The organism is Methylomonas defluvii (assembly GCF_033949435.1).
Lineage (GTDB): Bacteria > Pseudomonadota > Gammaproteobacteria > Methylococcales > Methylomonadaceae > Methylomonas > Methylomonas defluvii.
Genome location: NZ_JAXARY010000001.1, coordinates 81,329 through 104,278, shown reverse-complemented (window position 1 = coordinate 104,278; position 22,950 = coordinate 81,329). Strand labels below are relative to the sequence as shown.

At 49.0% G+C, this 22,950-nt stretch carries 25 protein-coding genes, 1 tRNA gene and 1 pseudogene; all 27 read right to left on the bottom strand.

What is annotated here, in order from left to right; all coding sequences use genetic code 11:
- Window positions 1-624, bottom strand: a complete 624-nt coding sequence (locus QLH52_RS00530) for a chemotaxis protein CheC (protein ID WP_205453092.1) — start codon at window positions 622-624, stop codon at window positions 1-3.
- A complete protein-coding gene (locus tag QLH52_RS00525; RefSeq protein ID WP_205453090.1) occupies window positions 614-967 on the bottom strand; it encodes a response regulator transcription factor in 354 nt (117 codons plus the stop codon). Before QLH52_RS00525 ends, QLH52_RS00530 begins: the two co-directional genes overlap by 11 nt.
- Window positions 968-1,521: 554 nt before the next feature.
- On the bottom strand, window positions 1,522-1,680 hold the full coding sequence (locus QLH52_RS00520) for a hypothetical protein (protein WP_319960199.1): 159 nt from the start codon (window positions 1,678-1,680) through the stop codon (window positions 1,522-1,524).
- 234 nt (window positions 1,681-1,914) lie between these two features.
- Complete coding sequence (locus QLH52_RS00515) at window positions 1,915-2,190, bottom strand: J domain-containing protein (protein ID WP_319960198.1); 276 nt, start codon at window positions 2,188-2,190, stop codon at window positions 1,915-1,917.
- Between the two features lie 279 nt (window positions 2,191-2,469).
- Window positions 2,470-2,868, bottom strand: a complete 399-nt coding sequence (locus QLH52_RS00510; protein ID WP_319960197.1) for a DUF805 domain-containing protein — start codon at window positions 2,866-2,868, stop codon at window positions 2,470-2,472.
- A 6-nt stretch (window positions 2,869-2,874) separates the two neighbouring features.
- Window positions 2,875-2,937 (bottom strand): annotated as a pseudogene (locus tag QLH52_RS24560) (zinc-ribbon domain-containing protein); the annotation flags it as partial.
- A 354-nt stretch (window positions 2,938-3,291) separates the two neighbouring features.
- Complete coding sequence (locus tag QLH52_RS00505; RefSeq protein WP_171696716.1) at window positions 3,292-3,477, bottom strand: hypothetical protein; 186 nt, start codon at window positions 3,475-3,477, stop codon at window positions 3,292-3,294.
- A 152-nt stretch (window positions 3,478-3,629) separates the two neighbouring features.
- Window positions 3,630-4,754 carry a fatty acid desaturase family protein gene (locus QLH52_RS00500; RefSeq protein ID WP_319960196.1) on the bottom strand — a complete coding sequence of 375 codons (1,125 nt, stop codon included), beginning with the start codon at window positions 4,752-4,754 and terminating at the stop codon, window positions 3,630-3,632.
- A 477-nt stretch (window positions 4,755-5,231) separates the two neighbouring features.
- Entirely contained in the window at window positions 5,232-8,330 is a 3,099-nt protein-coding gene (locus QLH52_RS00495) for an HsdR family type I site-specific deoxyribonuclease (RefSeq protein WP_319960195.1), read from the bottom strand.
- Window positions 8,327-9,364, bottom strand: a complete 1,038-nt coding sequence (locus QLH52_RS00490) for a PDDEXK nuclease domain-containing protein (protein WP_319960194.1) — start codon at window positions 9,362-9,364, stop codon at window positions 8,327-8,329. Before QLH52_RS00490 ends, QLH52_RS00495 begins: the two co-directional genes overlap by 4 nt.
- Before the next feature lie 82 nt (window positions 9,365-9,446).
- Complete coding sequence (locus tag QLH52_RS00485; protein ID WP_319960193.1) at window positions 9,447-9,806, bottom strand: virulence RhuM family protein; 360 nt, start codon at window positions 9,804-9,806, stop codon at window positions 9,447-9,449.
- Window positions 9,796-10,923 (bottom strand): anticodon nuclease, encoded by a 1,128-nt coding sequence (locus QLH52_RS00480; protein WP_319960192.1) that lies wholly within the window; start codon window positions 10,921-10,923, stop codon window positions 9,796-9,798. The genes QLH52_RS00485 and QLH52_RS00480 overlap by 11 nt, the downstream gene beginning before the upstream one ends.
- 1 nt (window position 10,924) lies before the next feature.
- The gene (locus QLH52_RS00475) at window positions 10,925-12,127 is read right to left on the bottom strand and encodes a restriction endonuclease subunit S (RefSeq protein ID WP_319960191.1); all 1,203 of its coding nucleotides are present in this window, start codon (window positions 12,125-12,127) and stop codon (window positions 10,925-10,927) included.
- 59 nt (window positions 12,128-12,186) lie between these two features.
- The gene (locus QLH52_RS00470; RefSeq protein WP_319960190.1) at window positions 12,187-12,717 is read right to left on the bottom strand and encodes an REP-associated tyrosine transposase; all 531 of its coding nucleotides are present in this window, start codon (window positions 12,715-12,717) and stop codon (window positions 12,187-12,189) included.
- 129 nt (window positions 12,718-12,846) lie between these two features.
- Complete coding sequence (gene fic / locus QLH52_RS00465; RefSeq protein ID WP_319960189.1) at window positions 12,847-13,452, bottom strand: protein adenylyltransferase Fic; 606 nt, start codon at window positions 13,450-13,452, stop codon at window positions 12,847-12,849.
- The gene (locus tag QLH52_RS00460; RefSeq protein WP_319960188.1) at window positions 13,449-14,999 is read right to left on the bottom strand and encodes a type I restriction-modification system subunit M; all 1,551 of its coding nucleotides are present in this window, start codon (window positions 14,997-14,999) and stop codon (window positions 13,449-13,451) included. Before QLH52_RS00460 ends, fic begins: the two co-directional genes overlap by 4 nt.
- Window positions 15,000-15,084: 85 nt before the next feature.
- Window positions 15,085-15,216, bottom strand: a complete 132-nt coding sequence (locus QLH52_RS00455) for a hypothetical protein (protein WP_319960187.1) — start codon at window positions 15,214-15,216, stop codon at window positions 15,085-15,087.
- A 174-nt stretch (window positions 15,217-15,390) separates the two neighbouring features.
- Window positions 15,391-15,466 (bottom strand) — tRNA-Thr (locus QLH52_RS00450).
- A gap of 10 nt (window positions 15,467-15,476) precedes the next feature.
- Window positions 15,477-15,863: a phosphoribosyl-AMP cyclohydrolase gene (gene hisI / locus QLH52_RS00445; RefSeq protein ID WP_319960186.1), complete on the bottom strand. Its 387-nt coding sequence runs from the start codon at window positions 15,861-15,863 to the stop codon at window positions 15,477-15,479.
- Window positions 15,860-16,633 carry an imidazole glycerol phosphate synthase subunit HisF gene (gene hisF, locus QLH52_RS00440; protein WP_205452890.1) on the bottom strand — a complete coding sequence of 258 codons (774 nt, stop codon included), beginning with the start codon at window positions 16,631-16,633 and terminating at the stop codon, window positions 15,860-15,862. Before hisF ends, hisI begins: the two co-directional genes overlap by 4 nt.
- A 24-nt stretch (window positions 16,634-16,657) precedes the next feature.
- Window positions 16,658-17,404, bottom strand: coding sequence for a 1-(5-phosphoribosyl)-5-[(5-phosphoribosylamino)methylideneamino]imidazole-4-carboxamide isomerase (gene hisA / locus QLH52_RS00435; RefSeq protein ID WP_026147134.1), 747 nt, complete (start codon window positions 17,402-17,404; stop codon window positions 16,658-16,660).
- Between the two features lie 68 nt (window positions 17,405-17,472).
- Entirely contained in the window at window positions 17,473-18,114 is a 642-nt protein-coding gene (gene hisH, locus QLH52_RS00430; protein WP_319960185.1) for an imidazole glycerol phosphate synthase subunit HisH, read from the bottom strand.
- A gap of 47 nt (window positions 18,115-18,161) precedes the next feature.
- A complete protein-coding gene (gene hisB, locus QLH52_RS00425) occupies window positions 18,162-18,755 on the bottom strand; it encodes an imidazoleglycerol-phosphate dehydratase HisB (protein WP_033158582.1) in 594 nt (197 codons plus the stop codon).
- 49 nt (window positions 18,756-18,804) lie between these two features.
- Complete coding sequence (pepN, locus tag QLH52_RS00420) at window positions 18,805-21,447, bottom strand: aminopeptidase N (RefSeq protein WP_319960184.1); 2,643 nt, start codon at window positions 21,445-21,447, stop codon at window positions 18,805-18,807.
- Between the two features lie 3 nt (window positions 21,448-21,450).
- Window positions 21,451-21,999, bottom strand: coding sequence for a phosphate-starvation-inducible PsiE family protein (locus QLH52_RS00415; protein ID WP_319960183.1), 549 nt, complete (start codon window positions 21,997-21,999; stop codon window positions 21,451-21,453).
- Window positions 22,000-22,371, bottom strand: a complete 372-nt coding sequence (locus QLH52_RS00410) for a DUF423 domain-containing protein (RefSeq protein WP_319960182.1) — start codon at window positions 22,369-22,371, stop codon at window positions 22,000-22,002.
- Entirely contained in the window at window positions 22,371-22,892 is a 522-nt protein-coding gene (gene moaB, locus QLH52_RS00405; protein WP_319960181.1) for a molybdenum cofactor biosynthesis protein B, read from the bottom strand. Before moaB ends, QLH52_RS00410 begins: the two co-directional genes overlap by 1 nt.
- Window positions 22,893-22,950 lie beyond the last annotated feature (58 nt).

The following is a 22,950-nucleotide window of genomic DNA, read 5'->3' as shown; positions in this document are numbered from 1 at the left end:
TTACAGACCTAAATAGGTCTTAACACTTTGTTTGAAGACATCCATTGAATCTACATCCATTAAAAATGAGACATACCCTTCAACATGCTGTTTAGCCAATGAAAACTCCATATTCAAGAGCAGGACGCAGGCTTCGACCTTATTCACAAGTGGCTCATCGGTGAGAATGCTGGTCAAGGATCCTTTTACGAATTCCGGAATACCGCCGGTAATTTGCTGCTCGAACAAATCGGCTATCGCACACAAACAACCATTTAGAATGACATTGCCGATCTCCGCCATGGCTTCTTGCTCCATTTCGGTCAAATCGTCTAGAGAAATATCCTGTTGCAAAACAGCCCTGACCAATTGCAGGCTTTTCTCCTCGGGGAACAGCAATAATACGTCGCCCCCCATAATCCCGTCGAAATGCTGACAAACACCGCTGACTTCCTTCTCGGTCTTGGCTTGCAGGATTTTTAAGGCATCGGGCCGGCTCACAAACATGACACCCGGCACACTCAGCTTGACTTCCTCATTGACCATCTCGCTGAGTGCGCTGGCGGCATACCCCATGCCGATGTTGAGAATTTCAGCTACGGCATCCAGAAAATCTTCATCAGTGTTATCGATGTTATCCGACATATCTTTTAATTTTTTCTTCAGTAATAGGTTTGGGGATGAAATCAATCCTTAATTGAATTGCCAGATTTTTTACCGCCTCTTGAACATTTGCGGTTAAAAAAGCAATTTGGGCCTCAGGTTGCAACGGTCGAATCACCGCTGCCGCCGCACCACCTTCCATCACCGGCATGTTGTAATCCAACAAAATAATATCAAACCCAGCCTCGCTGGCCCGGTCAATGGCCTCTTGGCCGTTTTGGGCTTCCGCAAGAATCCAATCGGGGTGCGCATCAAGAATAATTTTTTTAACCATCATTCTCGACATCTTGCTGTCGTCAACGATTAGACAGTTTTTTACAGTCATATTTTTTAGGTCCTCGATAGTTTGTAAGGGTTTTATCTTGCTCATGAAAGTTTAAAAAAGGACGATAAATGAAAATTAGCAGAAAATAATCGCCTACTCATTTTAAAGATGATAAGTGTAGTTCTAAATTTGGAATGAATCTCTAACGTGGCCTGTCAGCACCATCTATCAAAGCCTCCTGATACCGTTGTGCCTAGGAGCCTTTCGTGCTTGCGCCCCCGGCATACCAACAAGGCTCGATTCTGGACATGTGCTGCCGATTACCCGAGCGGAGTGTATACAGCATTGTCAGGCCGAAACGGGCTTACAACCCCTAGTAAAGATGGTACAAGCGGGTTTTTGGAAAATTTCCAGAATCAACTATTCAATGTTATCACTCGACCCTTTTGATGAGCTGCAATGCTACCCATAGCAGTCTGTAAGACCCATTCATCTTCAACCTCATCCAAAGTCTCCTTTTAGCCGTTGTGTGAGGTCCCCAATGGCTGCTTTGTAGCCCTCTAGTTCGCAGAATCTTGATCTTGCTGACTGGCTGCTTTTGAGAAACGCGACCGTCAAAAATGGGTCGAAATACGCAACTTCAGTGAACGATCATTGCCGGTCAGTAACTTAAACAATTTCCACTCCACCACCACATCCACACAATGGTAAGCCAGACCGTCATCGGATTCTGGCTTGGCTTTACCCCAATATTGGAAATACGGTGCTGTCACGCTCAGTCCTTGATTTGATTGAAACCCATATCCGACAGATATGTTACGCCGCCAGGTAGTGTAGTCGTTTGCAGGTATTCATAAATGCTGAGTCGATCCGGCACAGCAAGAGTTCGGCGTTTGTTAAGTGCTACGCCGCTGGTGATGCTTACACGCCAATGTTAAAAATCGATGGCCGGTTAAAATCTTTTAGCTTTTGTCAGCGCCAATCATCCTAAAACCAACTTGGCGATGTCACACCATGCCCTGCTCTTGCAGCATGGCGTAGGCGGCGTTGATTTGCCGGGTTTCTTCCTCGGCGAGTTGTTTGATTTTTTCGCCAAACACGCCGACTCGGTCCGGGTGGTATTCGGAAATTTTCTTTTTGTATGCTGCTTTGATGTCTATCGGTATGGCATCGGCAGTCAGGCCGAGAATTAAATAACAATCCGCTAACGATTTGATGTTTCGACCATCTTCAGGCAGTTTTATTTCGGTTATATACACATTGCGATGTTCGTCGATATCCAATTTGAATTGTGCATGGCACTTTCGGCATCGCGCTTTGTTACCTTCGATGGGTAACGTAAATTTAATGTGTTGCGCACAGGATGGACAGGAAATTGTCCTTACATTGGCAGGCGTTCTAAGGGTGGGCTGCTTTTGATTTTGATGTTTGCGTCGAACTTTTCGGGCATTGAAGACCAGCAGCGCGACCAAAATAATGTTCAATATTAGCGATGCGGACAAAACAATATTGATCATCATCCCGGCTAATTGACTGATCGACGAAATTTAAAATGAAGGGGGTTAAACAGGCGGCGCCCCATACTCGTTTGCACGGTCATCGCCTTTTGACACCATCCAGATGAAATACGGAATGATGCCGATGATGGTCAGAATAATCAGATACCACCAGCCGCTATGCCCGGTATCGTGTAATCGGCGGATATTAACAGCCAGCGACGGAAATAGAATTACCAAATTGGTGATCGCCGTGACGGTAGCCGGCTCGCCGTAGGACGATTGATCGATGATTCCAGCCATCATCGATACCAATAGCGTGAACAGCGCAAACCACCAGTATTCAGCGCGTGATGCTCTACCTGTAAAAACAAATGCCTTTGCAAAACAGCCGGACACCGATTCGGTAAACGTCATATTCCGTCCGTTAGCCACTGGCCCGCGATAGCCGTTATTCGCTTGCATGGCTGCGCCACACTCAAGGCAGAAATTTGCATTGTCCGGGTTTTGTTTTCCACAGTTTGGGCAGTACATTTTGCGCTCCGACAGACTCTTTAAGTGACGATATTACTGCGATATGGAAAAATGTGTAGCCCGTTCGCACATTTTTCATTTAGTTTCGTTTAGCGGCTTTGACGATAGGGATCAAACACTTTGCAATGCTGACCAGTGACCATGCTTGCAATGCACGCCAGCAAATAAAGCAATCCCGACAAATAGCGAACGCACCGCCTCACCAGGTTTATCGCCATTTTCCACGACACGGTAAGACTCAGAAAAAGCAGGTGAAACCTTGCCTGAATGCGTTTACCACAAAACCGCTGGCAGTCCTCCGCCAAAAGGCGGCGTAACACGACTAAACCGCGTTGCACGGTTTACCCGGGTTAACTATTTATTCTGCTCATCCACAGTGTCGTTGTCGTCTTTCGGGGCGGCATCGACAACACGCTTTTTCGGCTTCTTGATAGCGGTCTGCTGATTGATCCGTTCAAGCTGGGCTAGAAAGTACGAGTCGTAATTCCAGTTTGGTTTTGCTGCGATGGGTTCGGGCTTGGTATCTCTGATGTCGCTCATAGTATTTTCGTTGATTACACTCGTTTGTGGGCAGATTAACTGCATTGACATAAATTAGCGCGCATCGCCAGTCACCCAGAATCGCATAGGCACTTCGCCTAAAACATAAAGTTTGATTCAGTGGGCTATTTAAACAACTCGCGCTGGACGTATTAAACAACCGCCGGCTTCAGCATTGAGGTTTTGCCTACCATAATATCCGCGGCTTTCAGCATGCGCTTAAACACCGATTCCTGGCAGTAAGGAATATTATGTTTCTCGCACAGCGCTTTCACTTGCGGCTGCAATTTTTGGTATTGGCTTAGCGGCAAATCCGGCCATAAATGGTGCTCAATTTGATAATTCAACCAACCGTAGAAAAAATCATTCAAATTAGACCCGGTTGGGTAATTGACCGAACCCAAAATCTGCCGCAGATAAAACTCGCCTTTACTATGCGATTTTTCATCGAACATCATCACGTCGTCGCCGGCATGATTGGGGATCATCACCAAAAAGCTATGCATATTGGTGAAAATTTCCGCCAGAATCGAATTGATCAATACGCTGACAGCGGCAAACCCGCCCAGCGGCAAGAATAGCAGCGGTATTAATACAAAACGATACGCGCTATAAGGCAATACGCTTTGCAGCCATAGCGCCTTACCTTGCGGGGTAAACAGGCTCCAGGCACCGATACGTGTGGTCTCGGGCTTGGGTTTACCTTGCAGGCGGGCGGCATTTAAAACCAATTCTTTGTGCGTGCGCGGCGTGTAATAAATAATTTTCCAGATACCGGAAAACAAAGCCACGATGGCATAGCGTTGCCACATCGGCAGTTTGGATTGCCGCAGCCATTCCATGTTGTGCTGGGCATTGTTGGGATCGGTCTCCTCACCCAGGTTGTAATGATGCAATAAATCGTGTTCGTGATGCCAGCCGGCCGGGGTCATCCAATCCGGCCAATCCAAAAACCGCCGCCAACCCTTTGCAAACTTCTTGCTGGTGTAGTTTTTGTCCACATCCCGCATTTTATCGAAGGCTTTATGCACGATGGGGTGGCCTACCCCGGTCCAGCGGGAAAAACTGCCCTGACTGATCAACAACGCGGAAACCGGATTGGGAAAAACCCAGGCGGTCGCGTAACCCACGAGAGAGCAAACCTTGCCCCAACGTTCGACTTTTTTTAAATGTTCGAAATCGGCAGGACCAATATCGGCTAACGCTTGTTTATGAATTTGGCTGATGTCTTTGGCTAATTGTTCGCGATCAACCGACTGGTAACTATTTAAACTCAAAATGTGTTGTCTCTGTAAAGTGCAAGGAAAGGATTTGAATACCTTCGGATAAAAAGTCAGGATTTAAAGCGTCCGGACGGCGCTTAAAATTAGCGGTTGCGGCCTATAGGGTCGGAACTAACCAAAACTGGCCGGCCAAAACGGTATAAGTCTATAAACCATCCGCATCTTTGCACGTGCTATCAAACTCCCCGACATCCCGCGCGCGAGTATAACGAAGCAACTTTTGCAAATGTCTAAAAAGGATAGAGTGTTGATTTAAATGGTGCCGGCAATAGGAATCGAACCTACGACCTTCGCGTTACGAGTGCTTGTTGGACGAATTGAAACAACCGGAAACTACTGCGCAGGCATTATATATCGTAAGTTCCAGTATGTTTCAATATGAGTTGCTTTTGACTCAATTCGTTTGATATGTACTCATAAATTAACGCCTAGAGTATTTAACCAATAACTTCGTTACCACAAGAACCTGAATCAAACCTGCCCACCCACACCCTTAAACTTTTCAACAAACGCGGCAATTTTTTGGAAAACGCTTTGTTTTTTTGTTAGGTATTGTGGGTTAAGTGGGCTCATTTTGGGCAGAATGGCATTTAGTTCAGTACCGTTTTCGCTGGCAAATTCGCGTTTCAACGATGCACCGATGTAACGCTTGGCCGCTTCTGCATTCAGATTTTCAGCATTAATTAACTCTTCCGCTTCGCGCTTTTGTTCAGCCTGAGCAAAGGTAAAGAAGGCATCAATAATGCTGGCTTTGTCGACAATTTCGTCCAAGTTGGTCTGGTTAATAAAATCCACCAGCAAACTTTCTTTGGCGCGGTTGCCCAGACTAGCACGGATCAATCGGCGCACTTCTTCAACCAGTGCGCTTTTATCTTTAAGCTTTTTATTGTGCTCGAAAATCAATTCCAGAATGTAATCCAGATTAATTTCCTGCGATTTGAGCAGTTCCACCTCAAACACCACATCATCCCAGTCAATGGTGGAAGTGGCTTTTTCGTTGGCGGCTTTTTCGCGACGCAGCCAATCACGAATATCGTTATAAGTTGAACGGTAATCCTGAATAGTACGCTCGGCGGGTATGTGAACCGCTTGCATGGCCGCCAAATCATCATCGCTCAAATAGTGTTGCGTTTTAAACGCCTCCACAGCCGCAGGGTCATTCATGTCCAAGCCTTGTAAGGCTTTTAAGCCGGCAAACTCATCAAAGTTTTGCAGCACATTCTCAACGCGCAAATATTCACCAAACAACTTGGCAAAGTCCTTTTTATCCTTTTCCGTAACGATTTCATCTGGACTAGGGAAGCGCTGTTGTAATTCCGTCACCACATCCATATAGCCACGTCGAGCTTCCCCGGTGATCACATCGGTAAAACCTTCCATGTACTCTTTATAGCTTTTTTCCAACACCACGTTTTTGGTGTTCTTGTCGCCAAACAAGGTAATAGCGTCAATCGTGGCTTTCTCTAAATCGCGGAAGGTGATGATATTGCCAAAAGTCTTGGTCGCATCATAAATACGGTTAGTGCGCGAATAGGCCTGCAACAAACCGTGATAACGCAGGTTTTTATCAACAAACAAGGTGTTCAAGGTCGGCGCATCAAAGCCGGTTAAAAACATGCCCACCACAATAAGCAAATCCACTTCCTGATTTTTTACCCGCAATGCAAGGTCGCGGTAGTAGTTTTGAAACGCTTTACTTTCAACGCTGAAGTTGGTTCTGAATAGCGCGTTATAGTCAGCAATGGCCGCGCTCAAAAACTCTTTGGCGCTGCTATTCATAGCGGAAACATCAAAGCTTTCATCCTGAATATCGCCCACCGCATCTTGCTCTTCATTGGCGGCAAACGAGAAAATCGTAGCGACTTTTAGTGGCTTATCGCTGGCTTTTTGCAAGTCCCTGAACGACTCGTAATACAACTTAGCGGCATCCACACTGCTGACGGCAAATAAGGCGTTAAAACCTTGGGCTCGCGCCTGGAGGCGATGGGTTTTTTGCCGGAAGTTCTTCAAAATGTACTGCGAAATTTCCTGGATGCGCTCAGGATGCAACAACGCTTGCTTGTTTTCTGCGGCGTTAAGTTTTTTCTCGTCCTGCTCCGTTTCAATCGCTTTGAACTGTGGACGTACATCGTTGTAATCCACCTTGAACTTGAGCACTTTTTCATCGCGGATGGCATCAGTAATCACATAGGAATGCAGCTCACGGCCAAATACGCTGGCGGTGGTTTCCGCGCCGAGGGCGTTTTGCGGAAAGATAGGGGTGCCGGTAAAACCAAACTGGTAAAACTTCTTGAACTTCTTCTTCAGGTTTTTCTGTGCTTCGCCAAATTGGCTACGGTGACATTCATCGAAGATAAACACCACCTGCTTGTTGTAAATCGGCAAATCGTTTTCAGCTTTCATCAGGTTGTTGAGTTTCTGGATGGTGGTGACAATGATTTTGTTGTCGTCCTTATCCAGATTGCGCTTTAGACCGGCAGTGCTGTCAGAGCCGTTCACGCTGTCCGGCGAAAAGCGCTGGTATTCCTTCATCGTCTGATAATCCAGATCCTTGCGGTCCACCACAAAAAATACCTTATCGATAAAGTCCAGTTCCGTTGCCAATCGCGCGGCTTTAAAACTAGTTAAAGTTTTGCCGGAACCAGTGGTGTGCCAGATATAGCCGCCACTTTCCGTGTTGCTCCAGTTTTTCGCTTGATAGGCGCTGTTGATTTTCCACAGAATGCGCTCGGTCGCGGCAATCTGGTAAGGACGCATCACCAGCAACGTATCGTTCACATCGAACACCGAATAATGCAGTAACACATTAAGCAGCGTATTTTTCTGGAAAAAAGTGGCGGTAAAGTCTTTTAAATCTTTAATCAGGTTGTTGTCTGATTTCGCCCAATTCATGGTGAAATCGAAACTGTTTTTGTTGCGCTGGGTGGTATTAGCAAAATAACGGCTATCCGTACCGTTGGAAATCACAAACAGCTGCAAGTATTTGAACAACGAATGCGCGCTGTTAAAGCTTTCTTTGCTGTAACGATGCACCTGATTAAAGGCTTCACGAATCGCCACACCGCGTTTTTTCAGCTCTATCTGCACCAGCGGCAAGCCATTCACCAAAATTGTCACATCGTAGCGATTGGCGTGACTACCGGTTTGTTCAAACTGCTTGATCACCTGCACCTTGTTGCGGGCAATGTTCTTTTTATCCAGCAGGTAAATGTTCTGGATGCGACCATCGTCAAACACAAAGTCGTGAACATAGTCATCGTGAATTTTGCGGGTTTTGTCCACGATGCTATCACTCGGTTTGTCCAGCCAGGTTTCCACAAAGCGTAACCATTCGCCGTCGGAAAACTGCATGTTATTCAGGGCCTGCAACTGCTCACGCACATTGGTCAGCAGTTTCTCCGGCGTGTTTAAATCGGACAGATAGTCATAGCCCTGATTCTGCAAATCCTGGATGAATTCCCGCTCCAAATCGTATTCGCTTTGGTAGCTTTCGCTAACTTGCGATGCCTTGGTGTATTTATCCAGAACGATAAAATTATTCGATTCGGCGATGGTTTTATAGTCGGTCACTGGTTTGATTCTCCATATCCCTGTGCGAATTCGCTTTCTATCTCTTGCACCGTTGGCAACTGTGACTGCACTGATAAGGGAATATCTTTGGTGATGAACGAACTCACCCCCATAGGTTTGTTGATGTCGCGCAGGGCGTATTCCACGTCCAGCTTGTCTTTGTCCTTACACAAGATTAGGCCAATCGTGGGCTGATCATCCTCGGCACGCAGTTGGTCGTCTACTGCCGACAAGTAAAAATTGAGCTTGCCAATGTACTCGGGCTTGAATTCGCCGGCCTTTAATTCGATCACCACATAGCACTTCAGGCGAGCGTGATAAAACAACAAATCCAGAAAGTAATCCTTGCCATTTACGGCCAAGGGGTATTGCCGCCCCAGGAAGGCAAAGCCCTTGCCTAGCTCCAGCAAAAATCGGGTGATTTGTGCCACCAGCTGGTTTTCGATATCGCGTTCAACTGCCTGTGGTGCGAGAGTCAAAAAATCGAATACATAAGGGTCTTTCAGGCTCTGTTGCACCAGCTCAGATTGGGGTGCTGGTAAAGTTTGAACAAAATTGCCGACTGCCTTGCCTACGCGCTCGTGAAAACGTTGCTCAATTTGCCACGCTAGCACCGTGCGGCTCCAGCCATGCTCAATGCAGGCCTGCGCGTACAGCAAAACCACCTCCACTGACTTGACCTTGGCCAGCAAGGTGCGCACGTGCCCCCATGGCATTTGTCCCACAGGTTGTGGGACAAATTCAAACTGCGGACTGAAGAAGGCGTAAAACTGCCGCATCGCAAACAGGCTTGTCCGCGAGAACCCCTTCATACCTGGGTAAGTGGCCTGCAAGTCCAGCGCCATTTGCTCCACCACCGCCGAGCCCCAAGCACGCTCGCGTTGCCAAGCCTCCAACTGACGACCGATATCCCAATACAGGCTCAAAAGCTCAGAATTAACCGCCAACACCGCACGGATTTGCGATGTTTGAATGCGCTGTTTAATCACTGCCATCGCCTGACGGTAATCGCTGTGATGGGTAATCTCGCTCATGCCTCTGTGTCCCTTGCTTTACAGTAGCTTTTTCACTTCACGGTCGAAATCGGATTCGATGCCTTATTGCTTGTTAAACTTTTCATATTGCGCAAACACTTATCTGCGCCGAATTGACACGGTAACCGACTGAAATCACCGCATCCAGGTTGTAATACTTGGTCTTGCTGGTTTGGGTTTTGCCTTCAATCGCACCATGCGTAGAGGTATGTTCCAAAATGGAACATACCACTTCTTCCTGTAACTCATTGCTGTCAAAAATGTTTTTCAGGTGTTTGGTAATAGCTGGGCGCTGCACGCCAAACAGCTCCGCCATGCGTTCCTGCGTTAGCCAGATAGTTTCATTACTGAGCAACACCTCCACCTTGATCGCGCCATTGGGCGCGGTGTAGAGCAAAAACTCCGTGCTTTGGTCTCGCAGGCTTAGGTTCTTATTGGGCATTATTTGCTTCCCCCTGCCAAAAACCATAATTGCTTTTCAAGTGATCGAGCAATAATTTGACCATCGCTTTCTCTGCCGGCGTTGGCTCTGCAACGGTTTCATTGGATAGCGTGCTATGGCTTGTAAAATTAATGATTCTGCTCAGATAGAGCTGTTTGTCATCAGGCAAGAGCTCCGCCCACTTTGGATAACCCAGAAAGCTAGCCGTTTTTTCGTAAAGGTTACGCAGCAGTGTGAAGTGATACTTTTCAACCTTATTTTCAGCAATCGCCTGTTCGATAGTTTGCTTTAAATGCAGATGATATGAAAAGCTCTTGTTGGAGTCGCCGTGTTTTTCTGTGAGGGCAAAGGTGCCATCTTCAAAACGCTCCAACAGATAACAAGTTTTGCCGTTCAGCTCATTGAAGAGGACGTTATAAAAAAGCGGGCTGTGCGTCGTAACGATAAACCGTAGATCAGGGGATTGGCTTGATTTGATCAGGCTCGCCAAATTGACTGCCAGCTCGATCAAATGATTTTCATCCAGCGAGCTGACCGGGTCATCAATGAAAACGTATTCCAAATTATTAAAAGCATCGGTTGATCGTTCGGAAGCTTCAGCAATGTTTAATTCGGAAATCATTTGCTCAATCAGCGAATGAAATACGCTCCAAATAAAATTACTTTCCTCACCCTTGGAAATCTTAATATTTGATTCTTGCTCAATATTGCCACGCTCAAATGAAAAGCTGACTGCTGAAAAATCCGAACTAAAATGCGGCGTTAATTTTTCATTAGTGTAGTGCTGGAAAATAGCGGTAATGTTCTGATCTTGGCCTTGCTCTTCCAGAACCCATCTAGTGAAAGCATTTGTATGGATTTTTAATTTTGGTTCGGCATCAAGCTGCAAATCATTATCCCAATAGAACAGATCTTCCGTAAAAGCGCTGTAATAAAGGATTTTCTTTTGTGCCAACGCTGATTGCAGAGCGTCTTCAGTATCAGTTTTTGGCGAAATTAACTCTTTGAACTCGCGTGATAGTCGAGTTTTACCCGTGCCATTAAAGGCATAGATCAACTGCACTTTTTTATTGGCGTCTCTCAGCTGTTGTGCTATTTCCGTTAGCGTTTTGCTCATATTAGGCGCCTACCTCTTCAGGCTTGGGAAAGCTGAATAGTAAATCTCGGTAATACTCATATTGCTTTTGGCGCAATGCAATTTCGCTTGGCAAGCCTTCGGTGATGGAGTTGGTTATGGCATCGAATTTGTCCAGGATGGCTACGATGCGGGCTTGTTCGTCCAGTGAGGGAATAGGTATGTCGTATAACTCAAATTCCTTAACACGAACATGAGGAACTCCAGCACCTTTCTTCATTGTGTGAATATGTTCCTGTTTGTTTTGAAGAAAGTAGTAAACAAACTTTGACTTTAGAATTTTAGAATCAGGATGAACGCTGAAAGCATCAGTTAGAAATATTGGCTGATTCCAAAAGCTCACATAGCCCGCATAGGCTCCTGATCTTGCGATGACAATAGTTTCGCCTTCCCTATTACTCTCTCCGTGGAGGTATGTTGGAGTTGGGCCATTTGCAACAACAGGAATATCGCCGGCCGTTGTTTGCTTTTGTGTAATTGCCGTGCCTCGACGAAATTCAGCCACCTCACCCAACATCTTCCACTCCACTTCCCCTGCTTCAAAACTCAAAAACTGGTCGCGATAGTAGTTGTATTGTTTTTTGCGGGCGGTCAGCTCGGCGGTCAGCTCGGCGGTCAGCTCGGCGGTCAGCTCGGTGAAATTGTCCAAAATTCGGACAATTTCACCTTGGATTTCCAGCGATTTTTCGGGGGTTTCAGGGCACGGGATGGGGACAATTATCTTAGCTAAATCACCACTTGAAACCCTGCGCACCTTCGCCCCAGTAATGTACTTTTTCTTCTGCTCTTGGAATGCTTCTGTTTGAAAGAAATAAGCAAGGTATTTAACGTTTTGATTATGCCTGTAAACCATCATATCGCCAGAAATGGCTGCCTGCTTTCCAAGCCATGCCAGTGGCTTGACTACGTCTTCATCATTTTCTGAGGTTGTTGCCAGCAAGAGGTCATTTTTACGAGCCATTCTCAATTTGCTCGCCAACTCTTCTGACACATAAGTAAAGGTTTTGTCGGCAGATAAGCCGTATTTTGTATGGATTTGGCCGTAATGTATCGCTGGAAATCCGGCATCAACGAAATCCTTTTTTTGCAATCCGTTGCCACGAATAAAATTTCCAACTGCGCCCAACGCCTTCCACTTCACCTCAACCCCATCCAGCAGCTTATCCATAAAGCTTAATCTACTCATCCCTATAGCTCCTCGGTTTTTCTCGTTCCCACGCTCCCGCGTGGGAATGCATACCTTACTCACCATCTTCGACTAACCTCCAATAACCCTGATTTCCCAGCATAATCTCTGGCACTGGAATAGCGCCAATGTGCGGCTTCGTCTACATAACCGCGCTTCACCGGGTTTTGGTGAATATATTCAATCTTTTGCCGCATCATATCCTCGCCCTGGATCAGTTCAGGGTGAACGCCCTCCTGCCAGAATTGATACGCACGATCATCCTTATGAGCTTTTTTATAAAACGCCAGCTGATCCAGAATTTGCCTGACATTATGGGCCGCAAGATATTGAATCAGGCTTTTCGCCGTCCATGATTTGAATCGGGCAATGTCATGATCCAAACCCTGGCTTTGAAGTACAAAATGGCAGTGATTTTCCAGCACGACCCACGCATACACTTGAAGCCCATCCTTGCTTAAAAAACGCAGGGACTCTAGCAGAATGTTGACGGTGTCAGGGCGGGTGAATACCGGAATCCAATGTAACACTGTCAGGGTGACGAAGTGCGGCTGTTGGGGTTGAGTTATTTTGTAGCGGCTTCTACCCATTATTCAGCGTCCGTATGCATTCCCACGCGGGAGCGTGGGAACGAGAAACTTCACAGATTTTTCCTAACGCCTTCCACTCCATCTCAACACCATCCAGCAGCTTTTCCATAAAACTCGAATGACTCATCCCTATAGCTCCTCAGTTTTAAATTCGCTATAGCCTTCGTAGTAGTAGCTGACATCAATCCCTTTCATAAACAAGGCGCGGTCATCAATCCGGTCGGTGAGGGCGGATTTCAGCAGGGCTTTAATTTCCAGGTCTTTCACCACACTGCGCTTCATGGCGGATAGGTATTCGTCTTTATCCACTCGATTCCAATCCACCACCTGCCGGATTTCTTTTTTCAGCATCAGATCCAGCCAGATTCGAGTGGCGCGGCCGTTGCCCTCACGGAAGGGGTGAGCAATGTTCATCTCGACATATTTTTCGATGATTTCATCAAACGTGCCTTGCCGCATGGTGTCGATATGTTTCAGCGATGGCTCCAAATACATCAGCGGCGCAAAACGAAAGTTACCCTTGGCGATATTGACGTCGCGGATTTTGCCGGCAAATTCATAAATATCCCCAAACAAATAGGCATGGATATAGCTAAGCCCGGCAAAAGTGCCGACTTCCACCTTGGCAATGTCGCCGGAATCAAAAAGCTGCTTGGCTTTTTGTTTACTGATTTTTTCTTCCGTCTTGGCCAGTTCGATTTGGTCGGTGAGGTTGAATTTGTTTTCCAAAATCACTGGGTATCTCCTTCAATCTCCGCGACGATGGCATCAATGTCTTTACGCAGCTGATCGATCTTGGCGACGGTAATTTTCAGCTCGGCATTGAGCTTTGCGATGTCCACCACTTCGCGGTTGTCCTTGGCCTCGACGTAGCTGCTGACGGACAGGTTGTAATCATTGGCGGCCACCTTCTCAAGCGGGATGGACTGAGCAAAGTGATCGACGTTGGCCTTGCTGTCAAACACTGTCATGATTTGCTCAATGTGCTCATCCTGCAGCACGTTGTTGTTGGTTTCTTTCTTAAACAGACCGCTGGCGTCAATAAACTGGGTTTTAGTGTCGGTTTTGTGTTTGGACAGCACCAGAATATTCACGGCAATGGTGGTGCCAAAAAACAGGTTGGGCGCGAGTGAAATCACGGTTTCGACATAGTTGTTATCCACCAGATACTGGCGGATTTTCTGCTCGGCGCCGCCCCGGTAAAAAATGCCGGGAAAGCAGACAATGGCCGCCCGGCCTTTACTGGACAGGTAACTGAGCGCATGTAGCACAAAAGCAAAGTCGGCTTTGGATTTGGGTGCTAACACGCCTGCGGGAGCAAAGCGCTCGTCGTTAATCAGGGTGGGGTCGTCGTTGCCTATCCAGTTCACCGAATAAGGCGGGTTGGAGACGATGGCATCGAAGGGTTTGTCATCGCCAAAGTGCGGGTCGATCAGAGTATTGCCGAGTTGGATGTTGAACTTGTCGTAGTTGATGTTGTGCAAGAACATGTTCATCCGCGCCAGATTGTAAGTAGTGTGGTTGATCTCCTGCCCAAAAAAACCGTCTTCAATGATATGGTCGTCAAATTGCTTCTTGGCTTGCAGCAACAGCGAGCCCGAGCCGCAGGCAGGGTCGTAGATTTTGTTGACGCTGGTTTGCTTGTGCATGGCCAGCTGGGCAATCAGCTTGGACACGTGCTGCGGCGTGAAAAACTCGCCACCGGATTTACCGGCATTGGCGGCGTAGTTGGAGATCAGAAACTCGTAGGCATCGCCAAACAGGTCGATGTGGCTGTCGTCAAAATCGCCAAAATCTAGCTTCGCCACGCCTTTGAGCACGGCGGCCAAGCGGCTGTTTTTGTCGGCTACGGTGTTGCCGAGGCGGTTGCTGGTGGTGTCGAAGTCGGCAAACAGGCCTTTGATGTCGCCTTCTGAGGGGTAACCGTTGGCAGAGCTTTCGATGGCAGAAAAGATTTTTGCGAGATCGGTATTCAGGCTGTCGTTGCTATTCGCGCCTTTGGCGATGTTGACGAACAGTTGGCTCGGGTAAATGAAGTAACCCTTGGTTTTAACGGCATCGTCCTTGATTTCCGGGGTGATGACATTGTCCGGCAGCTCGGCATAATGGATGCTCTCATCTCCGCCTTCTATATAACTGGCAAAGTTTTCGCTGATAAAGCGATAGAACAAGGTGCCGAGTACGTACTGCTTGAAATCCCAGCCATCCACCGCGCCGCGTACATCGTTGGCGATTTGCCAGATTTGGCGTTGCAGCGCAGCGCGTTGTTGGGTGCTGGTCATCCTGTCGTCCTGTTTATAGATGTTTTGAATAGTTATCGGCTAATAAGCAACTTGGCATTTTAACAAGCAAAGGCGCTCTAATTAATCACTGGTTGCAAACGGTATCCGCCCAGGCTTGAGCAAGTTTTTTGGAAGGAAAGGTTTTGTTTTTGACGATGCCTTTCATGCGAACATCGGCGCGGAAGATTCCGTTTGCCAAGGGTCTGATGTAGGCCATCACATACCTCCAACAACGAAAAATGAAATCGAATTGGATATTTTTTGAGGCTCATGCGCCACCTCATTGAGCAAAGTTAAGCAGCACTGCGCCTAAATTTGCGCCTTGCTACGGACTGTTGCTGCAACTCGACGGGCAATCTTGTTGAAAATTATTACAAATCAAACATTTAAATGGTGCCGGCAATAGGAATCGAACCTACGACCTTCGCGTTACGAGTGCGCTGCTCTACCTGCTGAGCTATGCCGGCGTGTGACTATCTATTTGTAGATGGCTTTAGGGTCTTTCAATACTGGCTCGGTGGTTTGCCATTCGCCATCAGCCAGACTGCGGAAAAAGCAGCTTTCCCGACCGGTGTGGCAGGCGATGCCACCTTCCTGTTCAATTTTAAGCAATATTACATCAGCATCGCAATCCAGTTGCATATCGATCACTTTTTGCCTATGCCCGGATTCCTCACCCTTGCGCCACAAACGGTTGCGGGAGCGGGACCAATATACCGCATAACCTTCGGCAACCGTCAAGGCCAGTGACTCGCGATTCATCCAGGCAAACATCACCACGCGGCCGCTATCCTGCAGTTGAGCGATGACCGGCACCAAGCCGTCTTCGGTCCACTGGATTTCCTCCAACCAAGCCAAGCTCATAAACGCACCTCTATGCCTCTGGATTGCATATGTTTCTTGGCCTGCTCTATCGTATATTCGGCAAAATGGAAAATGCTGGCGGCCAAGACCGCATCGGCTTTACCTTGGGTAATGCCGTCGGCTAGATGGTCCAGATTGCCGACACCGCCGGAAGCGATGACCGGGATGCTGACCGCTTCGCTGATCGCACGGGTCAAAGCCAAGTCGAAGCCGGATTTGGTGCCGTCGCGGTCCATGCTGGTCAAAAGAATTTCACCCGCGCCGTAGTCTTTCATTCTGACGGCCCATTCGACGGCATTGATACCGGTCGGTTTACGGCCGCCGTGGGTAAAGATCTCCCAGCGGTTTTCCTCGCCTTCCTGACTGACTTTTTTGGCGTCGATAGCCACCACAATACATTGCGAACCAAACTTTTCAGCCGCTTCCTTAACAAACTCCGGGCGAAATACCGCAGCGCTGTTGATGCCCACTTTGTCCGCGCCGGCGTTGAGCATGCGGCGGATGTCTTCCAATACCCGGATGCCGCCACCCACGGTCAGCGGGATAAATACTTCGCTGGCCACTTGCTCGACCACATGGACGATGGTGTCGCGGTTGTCGTGGGTGGCGGTGATGTCCAGGAAGGTGATCTCGTCGGCACCCTCTCGGTCGTAGCGACGGGCGATTTCCACCGGGTCGCCGGCATCGCGAATATCGACGAACTTCACGCCTTTGACGACGCGGCCGTTATCGACATCCAGGCAGGGAATAATACGTTTGGCTAGGCTCATGGTTTACGATTTAGCAGCATTAGCTCAGACATCTGCTCCGCCGAAAGACTCGGCCAGTTTTTCGCCTTCGGCAAAATCCAGCGTGCCTTCGTAGATGGCCCGGCCGGTGATGGCTCCCATGATGCCTTCGTGGGCTACCTCGCCCAGCGCGCGAATGTCGTCCAAGTTAGTGATGCCGCCGGAGGCAATGACCGGGATGTGCACCGAGCGCGCCAATTTGGCGGTCGCTTCGACATTGACGCCTTGCATCATGCCGTCACGGGAAATATCGGTGTAGATAATGGCCGCGACGCCGTTGGACTCAAATTTTTGCGCCAGGTCAATCACGTCGTGGCGGGACAGTTTCGACCAGCCGTCGATTGCTACCTTACCGTCGCGGGCATCCAGGCCGATGATAATGTGGCCGGGAAACTCGATCGATACGTCGCGCACGAAATGTGGTTCGCTCACCGCCTTGGTGCCGATAATTACGTACTGTACGCCGGCTTCCAAGTAAGCCTGGATGGTGTCTTCGTCGCGGATACCGCCACCGATTTGTACCGGCACATCGGGATAAGCTTGGACGATGGCGTTAATAACCTGGGCATTTTTCGGTTTACCGGCGAAGGCGCCGTCCAAATCCACTAGGTGCAATCTCTTCGCCCCTGCTTCAACCCAACGCCCGGCCACAGCCACCGGATCGTCCGAGAATACGGTATCGTCTTCCATACGACCCTGGCGCAAACGGACACATTTTCCTTCCTTCAAGTCAATTGCGGGTATCAGCAACATATTTAAATCTCGACAGTTAAAACACTAAATCTAAAGGTTAGTAAAGCCAACATCTAAGGGTTGGGGAGTTACGCGGTCCCATCCCAAGCCAGGAAGTTTTGCAATAGCTGCAATCCGACAGTCTGGCTTTTTTCGGGATGAAATTGCACGGCAAACATATTGTCTTTTGCCAGTGCGCAGGTAAAGGCTTGCGGATAATCGGCCGTTGCGGCGCTGTGGCGCGAATCGTCCGGCGCCGCATAATAGCTGTGTACAAAATAAAAGCGACTACGATCCGGAATGTCGCGCCAGAGCGGATGCGGATGTTGTTTGACCTGATTCCAGCCCATATGCGGAATTTTCAGAACATTGCCGTTGGCATCCAACATGTGATCGGCAAAACGGCGGGCATGGCCGGGGAATATATTCAGACAGGCGATGCCGTCGTTTTCCTCGCTGTCGGTCAGCAAGGCCTGCATCCCCAGGCAGATGCCCAGAAAAGGCTTGCTTTGCGCTACTTCACGGATCACATCCGCCAAACCACTCTCGTTCAAGGCTTGCATACAATCGCGTATCGCGCCGACCCCCGGAAATACCACGCGATCCGCCGCGCGGATCAACGAGGCTTCGGCGGTTATTTGTACGTTTACCCGGCTATCGGCATGTTGAAGCGCTTTGGCAATGGAATGCAGATTTCCCATTCCGTAATCGATAACGGCTACTGATGACATAAAACTAGAGATACAAGGTCGGGGTTTCTAGGCGAAAAATGGGGGAATTATAGACTGCCTTTAGTGGAAGGCATGATACCGGCCATCCGCTCGTCATGGCTGATTGCCATCCGCACGGCCCGGCCGAATGCCTTGAATACGGTTTCGGCAATATGATGCGCATTGCCGCCCTTGATATTATCGATATGCAAGGTCACGCCGGCATGATTCACAAAACCTTGAAAAAACTCTTTAAACAAATCCACGTCGAAATTACCGATGAACGCGCGTTTGAATTCCACTTGATAGAACAAGCCCGGACGGCCGGAGAAATCCACCACCACCCGCGATAACGATTCATCCAACGGGCAATAAGCGTGGCCGTAACGGTAAATGCCTTTTTTATCGCCCAGCGCTTTGGCAAAGGCTTGACCGAGCGTAATGCCGATGTCTTCCACGCTGTGATGGGCATCAATGTGCAGGTCGCCGTGCGAGACAACCTCTATGTCTATCAAGCCGTGCCGGGCTATCTGATCCAGCATGTGGTCCAAAAACGGCAAACCGGTGGTAAACGAAGCCGAGCCGTTACCGTCGAGATTAATGGAAACTTTGATCTGGGTTTCGAGCGTATTGCGCTCAACCTGGGCGGTGCGTGGGTTCATGCTTGATGCGGATGGCTTATTTCGGCGCTAGTTTACGTGATTGTGACAACTACGCCAAACTCTTGCTGGCGATCTCATAGACATCCTTGGACAGATGCTCGGTAGCGACGATACGCTGTAATTGCTGTTTCATCAAGCCCTGCCGGGCTGCATCATAACGCCGCCATTGCGCCAGCCCGGTGACCATCCGCGAGGCGATTTGCGGATTGAGGGTATTCAGCGCCAACACTTGGTCGGCCAGGAAGCGGTAGCCCTCGCCGTTTATGGCATGGAAATGCAGTGGATTGGCCTGGCTGAAGGCACCAATCAATGAGCGCACGCGGTTGGGCGTTTTCATATCGAAAGCCGGATGCTTCATCAAGGCCTGCACAGTAGCAAAGGTATTGGGCATGCTGCTTGTGGCTTGCAAGGTAAACCATTTGTCTATCACCAGCGCTTCCTGCCGCCATTGCACGTAAAAACTATCCAGACTTCTGGCCTTGGCCGGATGGTTACTGTTGACGATGACCGACAACGCCGCCAACTGATCGGTCATATTCCGGGCGCTATAAAACTGCTGCTCGGCGATATGATAAACATCCTGATTTTCCAGCTTGCTCAAATAGCTCAAGCAGGCATTTTTCAAGCGCCGCCGCCCGACCGCACCGGCATCGAAACTACCGGATTCGTCGCGGTGATGTTGCTGGTACAACTGCTTAAACTCGGCTTGCAATTGGTCTGCCAAGGTCTTTTTGACAAACTCGCGGGCTTGATGGATAGCTTCAACATCAATAACAGCCATTTGCCCGGATAAATAACTTTCTTCCGGCAGCGCCAGCAACAACGCTTGATAAGACAAATCACCGCCGCTATCGGTCAACACGCTGCGATAGGCATCGACGATAACCGGCTCCAGTTGCAAAGGCCGGCCCAATTCTATCGCATCGATCAGCTTGAAAATTACCTGCACGGCCAGTTGCTGTCCCGCTTCCCAGCGGTTAAATGTATCGCTGTCGTGCCGCAGCAAAAACGCCAATTCTTCCAGGCTACGCTCAATCTTCAAGGTAACAGGCGCGGAAAAACCTCTTAATAGTGACACGACCGGCTGCTGAGATAACTTATCAAAGCTAAAAGTTTGCTCCGCTTCCGTGACATTCAAGGTGATTTCCGTCTGACTGGCACCGTTGCAGTGAATCTGCGCAGCCGAGCCATCGGCGGCCAGCAAACCCAGTTTTAAAGGAATATGCAGCGGCGCTTTCACCGGCTGATTTGGGGTAGGCGGACAGCTTTGCTGAATGGTCAAATGCAGTTGTTGCGATTCGGCGTCGTATTGCTGATTCACCGTCAATACCGGCGTGCCGGCTTGTGAATACCAAAGACGAAATTGATTTAATTCCCCGCCGTTAGCATCTTCCAGAGCCTTGACAAAATCCTCGCAAGTCACCGCCTGCCCGTCATGGCGTTGAAAATATAAATCACAGCCCTTTCTGAAACCGGCCGCACCCAGCAAGGTGTGCAGCATCCGCACCACTTCCGCGCCTTTTTCATAGACGGTCAGCGTGTAGAAATTGTTGATTTCGATATAAGCTTCCGGACGAATCGGATGCGCCAGCGGGCCGGCATCTTCGGCAAATTGCCGAGTGCGCAGGGCGTTGACGTCTTCTATACGTTTTACGGCTGGCGAGGTACGATCGCCGCTAAATTGTTGGTCGCGGAAGACGGTAAAGCCTTCTTTCAAACTCAACTGAAACCAGTCGCGACAGGTGACGCGATTGCCGGACCAGTTATGGAAATATTCGTGACCGATCACGCCTTCGATATGTTCGTAATCGCTGTCGGTAGCTGTATCCGGCCGAGCCAGCACAAACTTGGTGTTGAATACGTTCAGCCCCTTGTTTTCCATCGCGCCCATATTGAAATGGTCGACCGCGACGATCATGTACAAATCTAGGTCGTATTCCAGACCGTAGGTTTCTTCATCCCAAGCCATGGCGTTTTTTAAGGATTGCATAGCGTGGTCGCATTTGTCGACATTGTGCTTCTCGACGAATATCTCCAGTGCGATACGCCGACCGGTCATCGTGATGAACTCGTCAGCGACGCATTCCAGTTGTCCGGCTACCAGCGCAAACAAATAGCAAGGCTTGGCGAACGGATCTTCCCAACTCACCCAATGCCGGTTGTTTTCCAGCTCACCTTGACCGACTTTATTGCCGTTGGACAGCAAAACCGGATATTTGCTCTTGTCGCCGGTCAACGTGGTTTTGAAACGGCTCATAACATCCGGCCGGTCCAGAAACCAGGTGATTTTGCGAAAGCCCTGCGCCTCGCATTGGGTACACAACATGCTGCTGGATAAATACAAACCTTCCAGCGCGGTATTGGCTTGCGGATTAATGACATTTTCGATGACGATCTGAAACGGTCTATCCTGCGGCACTTCATGTAAGACCAAGACTTCCTCGCCCAGCACATACTGGCCTTGCTCAAGCAGCTGGCCGTCTATCGCGATACTGACCAACTGCAATTCCTCGCCGAGCAATTTCAATGCGACACTGCTGTCCTGGCTCTGCGGATTGCGGCGTAGACTCAAGGTCGAGCGGACCTGCGTATGTTGCTCATCCAAATCAAAATTCAGTTCAATCTGTTCGATCAGATATTCCGGTGGGGTGTAGTCTTTCAGGAAAACAGTTTGCGGGCTTGCATCACGCATTATTTATCGCTCGTCTTGTTTGACAGGTTGTGGCGGTTTATAAGAAATCAGCCAGTAAGTAAGGCCCAAAGCCACGATGACCGCAGCAATGGCCGTAATATAAGCCGGATCCAAATCCTTGAAATCCAGCATGATGACTTTTCGGGCCACGGCCATCAGGGCAGTGGCTATGACCATTTTAATCGGTAGTGTGTCGTGTTTAATGTACAGCGTGATGTTGATAAATATCTCGATCGCGATCAAGACCGCCATGAACGAACCAAAAATCACCAGTATGTCTGAGACCGTCATCATCAAAAACGGCGCTGCGACCACTCGCTGGTACATCACATAGCCCACATCAGCCACGCCCCACAAAATCACCAGCACCATCAGTACCGCCAATATTCTGACCGCGAAATGAATTACCGCGTGCAGGACCTTGAGCATGGCATCTTCTGGAACCGGCGGCACTTTTACTTCGTGGCTTTCCTCCCGCAAATTGCGGTTAGCGCTGGGCCGCGAAGATGCCGGTGGCGGCATGGAAGGTCGAACGGGCGGTTTAGTGTCCATCTACAACTCCTGGTTTTTCTGCCAAGCCACATAAGCCAATAAGGCCCATGCCGCTAAAAAGGCTAGGCCGCCAAACGGCGTAATGATCCCCAGCCAACCGATATTGAATATCGCCAGTAAGTATAGACTGCCGGAAAACAGCACGATGCCGACCACCAAACACCAGCCGGCCCTTCGCAATAATTTATGTTCCGGTAACACCGCAATCAAGGCCAAGGCCAATACGTGCCACATCTGGTAGCTTACCGCGGTTTTATAAACTTCCAGCAGATGCTCGGATAATAAATGCTTCAAGCCATGCGCACCGAATGCACCCATCGCCACGCCGACAAATCCGCCGACGGCGGCCAGAAACAAAAAAGGTGGACGCATTATTTCTCCAACAGGCGCGGCATCAGTTGCACCAGATTACACGGCCGGGTGCGGTAATCCAATTGTTCCTTGATTAAGGAGTCCCAGGCAGTACGGCAAGCACCGGACGAACCGGGCACGCAAAATATATAAGTAGCGTTGGCCACGCCGGCAATAGCCCGCGATTGCATCGTTGAGCTTTTGATGTCCTGGTAGGAAATCATCCGAAACACTTCACCAAAGCCATCCAACACCTTATCCAACAACGGCTGAATCGCTTCCGGTGTGCCGTCGCGGCCCGTCACACCGGTACCCCCGGTGGAAATAACCGCATTAACCTGCGGATCGGCGATCCAATGACTGACGGCGGCGCGGATTTGGTAAATATCGTCGGGAACGATTTTTTTGTCGATCAAATTATGCCCGGCCGCGGTCAAACCGGTGACTAAGGTTTGCCCGGATACGTCATCCAATTCAGTCCGCGTATCGGATACCGTCAATACGGCGATATTGATAGGGATAAACTCTCGGACTTCGCTCACGGCAGGGCTCCAGGTAAAGGCTACCGCATTCTATGTAAAGCGCCGCCGGACAAGCAAG

What these genes read in the sequence shown, in the direction of transcription:
- QLH52_RS00530 (WP_205453092.1), bottom strand. Translation starts at nt 624, where the DNA reads ATGTCGGATAACATCGATAACACTGATGAAGATTTTCTGGATGCCGTA.
- QLH52_RS00525 (WP_205453090.1), bottom strand. Translation starts at nt 967, where the DNA reads ATGACTGTAAAAAACTGTCTAATCGTTGACGACAGCAAGATGTCGAGA.
- QLH52_RS00510 (WP_319960197.1), bottom strand. Translation starts at nt 2,868, where the DNA reads ATGCAAGCGAATAACGGCTATCGCGGGCCAGTGGCTAACGGACGGAAT.
- QLH52_RS00505 (WP_171696716.1), bottom strand. Translation starts at nt 3,477, where the DNA reads ATGAGCGACATCAGAGATACCAAGCCCGAACCCATCGCAGCAAAACCA.
- QLH52_RS00490 (WP_319960194.1), bottom strand. Translation starts at nt 9,364, where the DNA reads ATGAGCGAGATTACCCATCACAGCGATTACCGTCAGGCGATGGCAGTG.
- QLH52_RS00485 (WP_319960193.1), bottom strand. Translation starts at nt 9,806, where the DNA reads ATGCCCAATAAGAACCTAAGCCTGCGAGACCAAAGCACGGAGTTTTTG.
- QLH52_RS00480 (WP_319960192.1), bottom strand. Translation starts at nt 10,923, where the DNA reads ATGAGCAAAACGCTAACGGAAATAGCACAACAGCTGAGAGACGCCAAT.
- QLH52_RS00475 (WP_319960191.1), bottom strand. Translation starts at nt 12,127, where the DNA reads ATGAGTAGATTAAGCTTTATGGATAAGCTGCTGGATGGGGTTGAGGTG.
- QLH52_RS00470 (WP_319960190.1), bottom strand. Translation starts at nt 12,717, where the DNA reads ATGGGTAGAAGCCGCTACAAAATAACTCAACCCCAACAGCCGCACTTC.
- QLH52_RS00460 (WP_319960188.1), bottom strand. Translation starts at nt 14,999, where the DNA reads ATGACCAGCACCCAACAACGCGCTGCGCTGCAACGCCAAATCTGGCAA.
- QLH52_RS00455 (WP_319960187.1), bottom strand. Translation starts at nt 15,216, where the DNA reads ATGGCCTACATCAGACCCTTGGCAAACGGAATCTTCCGCGCCGATGTT.
- hisI (WP_319960186.1), bottom strand. Translation starts at nt 15,863, where the DNA reads ATGAGCTTGGCTTGGTTGGAGGAAATCCAGTGGACCGAAGACGGCTTG.
- hisF (WP_205452890.1), bottom strand. Translation starts at nt 16,633, where the DNA reads ATGAGCCTAGCCAAACGTATTATTCCCTGCCTGGATGTCGATAACGGC.
- hisA (WP_026147134.1), bottom strand. Translation starts at nt 17,404, where the DNA reads ATGTTGCTGATACCCGCAATTGACTTGAAGGAAGGAAAATGTGTCCGT.
- hisH (WP_319960185.1), bottom strand. Translation starts at nt 18,114, where the DNA reads ATGTCATCAGTAGCCGTTATCGATTACGGAATGGGAAATCTGCATTCC.
- hisB (WP_033158582.1), bottom strand. Translation starts at nt 18,755, where the DNA reads ATGAACCCACGCACCGCCCAGGTTGAGCGCAATACGCTCGAAACCCAG.
- pepN (WP_319960184.1), bottom strand. Translation starts at nt 21,447, where the DNA reads ATGCGTGATGCAAGCCCGCAAACTGTTTTCCTGAAAGACTACACCCCA.
- QLH52_RS00415 (WP_319960183.1), bottom strand. Translation starts at nt 21,999, where the DNA reads ATGGACACTAAACCGCCCGTTCGACCTTCCATGCCGCCACCGGCATCT.
- QLH52_RS00410 (WP_319960182.1), bottom strand. Translation starts at nt 22,371, where the DNA reads ATGCGTCCACCTTTTTTGTTTCTGGCCGCCGTCGGCGGATTTGTCGGC.